This is a genomic window from Streptomyces flavofungini, from assembly GCF_041028215.1.
Taxonomy (GTDB): Bacteria; Actinomycetota; Actinomycetes; order Streptomycetales; family Streptomycetaceae; genus Streptomyces; species Streptomyces flavofungini_B.
In genome coordinates, this window is sequence record NZ_JASKYR010000822.1 from 1 (window position 1) to 3400 (window position 3400).

The window sequence follows — 3400 nt, forward strand, 5'->3', positions numbered from 1 at the left end:
GAAGATATCCGCGGACAAGGGCAAGCTCTCCGAGGTCAGGGTCGAGGACAGCAAGGGCAACCCCGTCCCCGGCAAGATCACCGCGGGCGGGAAGGGCTGGGCGCCCGCGCACCACCTCGCGTCGGCCACCAAGTACAAGGTCCACGCGGTGGCGAAGGACTCCGAGGGCCGGGCGTCCGCCAAGGACACCGCCTTCACCACGCTGACGCCGAAGAACACCTTCATCGGCCAGTTCAACCCGGAGGACGGCTCCGAGGTCGGCGTGGGCATGCCGTTCTCGGTCAACTTCACGCGCGGCATCACCGCCCCGGAGGCCGTCGAGAAGGCCATCGAGATCAAGACCGAGCCGTCCGTGCCCGTCGAGGGCCACTGGTTCGGCAACGACCGCCTCGACTTCCGCCCCGAGAAGTACTGGAAGGCCGGCACCAAGGTCACCGTCAAGCTCAACCTCGACGGCGTCGAGGGCCGCCCGGGCGTCTACGGCAAGCAGGCCAAGACCCTGAACTTCACCATCGGCCGCAGCCAGGTCTCCACCGTCGACGCCAAGACGCACCAGATGAAGGTCGTCCGCGACGGCAAGCAGATCAAGAAGATCCCGATCACCGCGGGCGCGCCGGGCACCACCACGTACAACGGCGAGATGGTCATCAGCGAGAAGCTCCAGGTGACCCGGATGAACGGCGAGACCGTCGGCTTCGGCGGCGAGTACGACATCAAGGACGTCCCGCACGCGATGCGCCTGTCGACCTCCGGCACGTTCATCCACGGCAACTACTGGTCGGGCGGCGCCTTCGGCAACACCAACGCCAGCCACGGCTGCATAGGCCTGAGCGACGTGCGCGGCGGCTACAGCAAGAAGACGCCCGCGGGCTGGTTCTTCAACAACTCGATGATCGGTGACGTCGTCGTCGTGAAGAACTCCGCGGACAAGAAGATCCAGCCGGAGAACGGCTACAACGGCTGGAACATGCCGTGGGAGGAGTGGAAGGCCTGACGCCGACCGCTCAGCCGCTCCACCGCTCGACTGTCTAACCGCTCAACCGCTCAACCGCTCAGCCGCTCGGCCGTCTCCCGGTGGGGCCGGTGCACTGTGACCAAGTGCACCGGCCCCATCGGCGTTAACCCCCGCTAACGTGCTGCGCATGACTGCAACCCTCGAAGTCGCCGAAGGCGTCGGTACGATCCGGCTCGACCGCCCGCCCATGAACGCCCTGGACATCGCCACCCAGGACCGCCTGAAGGAACTCGCCGAGGAGGCCACGCGCCGCGACGACGTGCGCGCCGTGGTGATCACCGGCGGTGAGAAGGTGTTCGCCGCCGGGGCGGACATCAAGGAGATGCAGGACATGGACCACGCGGCCATGATCGCGCGCTCCGGTGCCCTCCAGGAGTCCTTCACCGCCATCGCCCGCATCCCCAAGCCCGTCGTCGCCGCCGTCAACGGCTACGCCCTGGGCGGCGGCTGCGAGCTCGCCCTCTGCGCGGACTTCCGCATCGCCGCGGAGAACGCGAAGCTGGGCCAGCCGGAGATCCTGCTCGGCCTCATCCCCGGCGCGGGCGGCACCCAGCGCCTGGCCCGCCTCGTCGGCCCCGCCAAGGCCAAGGACCTCATCTTCACCGGCCGCCAGGTCAAGGCGCCGGAGGCGCTCGCGATCGGCCTGGTGGACCGGGTGGTGCCCGCCGCCGAGGTCCACGAGCAGGCGCACGCGTGGGCCGCGCGGCTCGCACAGGGCCCCGCGATCGCGCTGCGCGCCGCCAAGGAGTCGATCGACGCGGGTCTGGAGACGGACCTCCAGACGGGCCTGGCGATCGAACGCACCTGGTTCGCGGGTCTGTTCGCCACGGAGGACCGGGAGCGGGGCATGCGGAGCTTCGTGGAGGAGGGTCCGGGCAAGGCGAAGTTCCTCTGACACGCGCCCGGACGCCCCCGGACCGGCGCCCCGATCCGCCCCGAACTGCCCTCCGTAGGGGTCCAGTTGGCCGCCTGGTGATAAGACATCGGCCAAGTGGTCCCCCGAAGGGGCGGATTATGGCGGGCTGAACAAAACCTTGAGTACGCCCCGCCAGGCGCGTTCCGTGATCACTTGTACGCGGCAAGTCATCGCAGCTCAGAGGCGCTTTTCAAGGTCCTGTGCTGCCCGTGGCATATGCCTTACCGGCCCCCCGGAATGACTGGTTCCGGGGGGCCGATTCCGTCGGAACGGCCCCGGAGAGCGCTCTGGGCGGCCATGATGGAGGGCATGGCGGGGCTGGAGGGTTACGAACGGCCGCGGCGGCACACCAGTGCGACGGCTGCGCGCTGGTCGCCGGCGGTGGAGGACGAACACGCGCTGAAGGCACTTGAGTTGTTCGGCAACCCCACGGACGCGGAGGTGCCGCTTCCGTCGCGCCCGGAGTCCGCCGCCATCGCGCGCCGCCTCGCCCAGGTCGTCGTCCTGCGGCACTGGGGACTCTCCCCGAAGCTCACCGAGGACGCCGTCCTCCTCGTCTCCGAGCTCGTCGGCAACGCCGTGCGGCATACGGGCGCGCGCGTCTTCGGCCTCCGCATGCAGCGGCGGCGCGGCTGGATCCGGGTGGAGGTCCGTGATCCCTCGCGGGGGCTGCCGTGTCTGATGCCGGTCCAGGAGATGGACCTGAGCGGCCGGGGGCTCTTCCTGGTGGACAAGCTCTCCGACCGGTGGGGCGTGGATCTGCTGCCGCGCGGCAAGACGACGTGGTTCGAGATGCGGGCCTCCGACCGCTGACGCGCACCCCGCCCCGGATACGCGAAAGCCCCCTGCGGCCGTGGTCCGGCTCTGCGGGGGCTTCCGTGAAGCGCCGTGGATGTCTGGGGTGTGTTCCACGGCGGCTGACGACGACCTGGGCCCGGGTCAATGGGGGTCGTAAGTCCGACTATGGCACGCGGGGCGCGGTGCGCCAAAGGTGCCAATGGTTTATTTCGGCACAAACCATATCACTTTAGAGGTGAATCCTTGGTGAGATGAGACACCTGCCTGGTAAACGCTGGTTAAGCAGCGGCTGTGACAGGCGATAAGCAAGGCTTGGGGGTGGCCTTCGATGCTGCGAAGTGAGGGTGTGGCGATGGTCGGCGGCATGCCCAAATCGGGTCAATCACCTTGATCGGCCCTATTAGCGCATTAAATGGTCGGCGTGACGGAGCATGCGAGACGGGGCGGCGCCCCGTACGGAGGTACGGAACGCGGCCGACGCGGCTTTCTGCGGACCGGCGGGAGCCTGGCCGCCGCCTGCGCGGGCACGGCGCTGACCGGTGGCCTGGTCGGCGGATGCGGGGCGGACGGCGACGACCAGCCGCGCGCCGCAGGGGCGCACGACCGGCCTCCCGCGTCCAGGGCACCCGCACGGGAGAAGGCCTCCAGGGCCCCGGGACCCGGCCCCGCCC

General features: G+C 69.3%; 3 protein-coding genes and 1 pseudogene. All 4 read left to right on the plus strand.

Going from position 1 to position 3400, the window contains the following annotated elements; all coding sequences use genetic code 11:
- Positions 1-994, plus strand: a 994-nt coding sequence (locus tag AB8Z36_RS35025; RefSeq protein ID WP_369217425.1) for a L,D-transpeptidase, incomplete at its 5' end; no start/stop codon positions are given.
- 148 nt (positions 995-1142) lie between these two features.
- Complete coding sequence (locus tag AB8Z36_RS35030) at positions 1143-1910, plus strand: enoyl-CoA hydratase/isomerase family protein (RefSeq protein WP_369217426.1); 768 nt, start codon at positions 1143-1145, stop codon at positions 1908-1910.
- 330 nt (positions 1911-2240) lie between these two features.
- Entirely contained in the window at positions 2241-2744 is a 504-nt protein-coding gene (locus tag AB8Z36_RS35035; protein WP_369217427.1) for an ATP-binding protein, read from the plus strand.
- A gap of 406 nt (positions 2745-3150) precedes the next feature.
- Positions 3151-3400 (plus strand): annotated as a pseudogene (locus AB8Z36_RS35040) (hypothetical protein); the annotation flags it as partial.

Coding starts and splice junctions, on each gene's coding strand:
- AB8Z36_RS35030 (WP_369217426.1), top strand. CDS start 1,143: ATGACTGCAACCCTCGAAGTCGCCGAAGGCGTCGGTACGATCCGGCTC.
- AB8Z36_RS35035 (WP_369217427.1), top strand. CDS start 2,241: ATGGCGGGGCTGGAGGGTTACGAACGGCCGCGGCGGCACACCAGTGCG.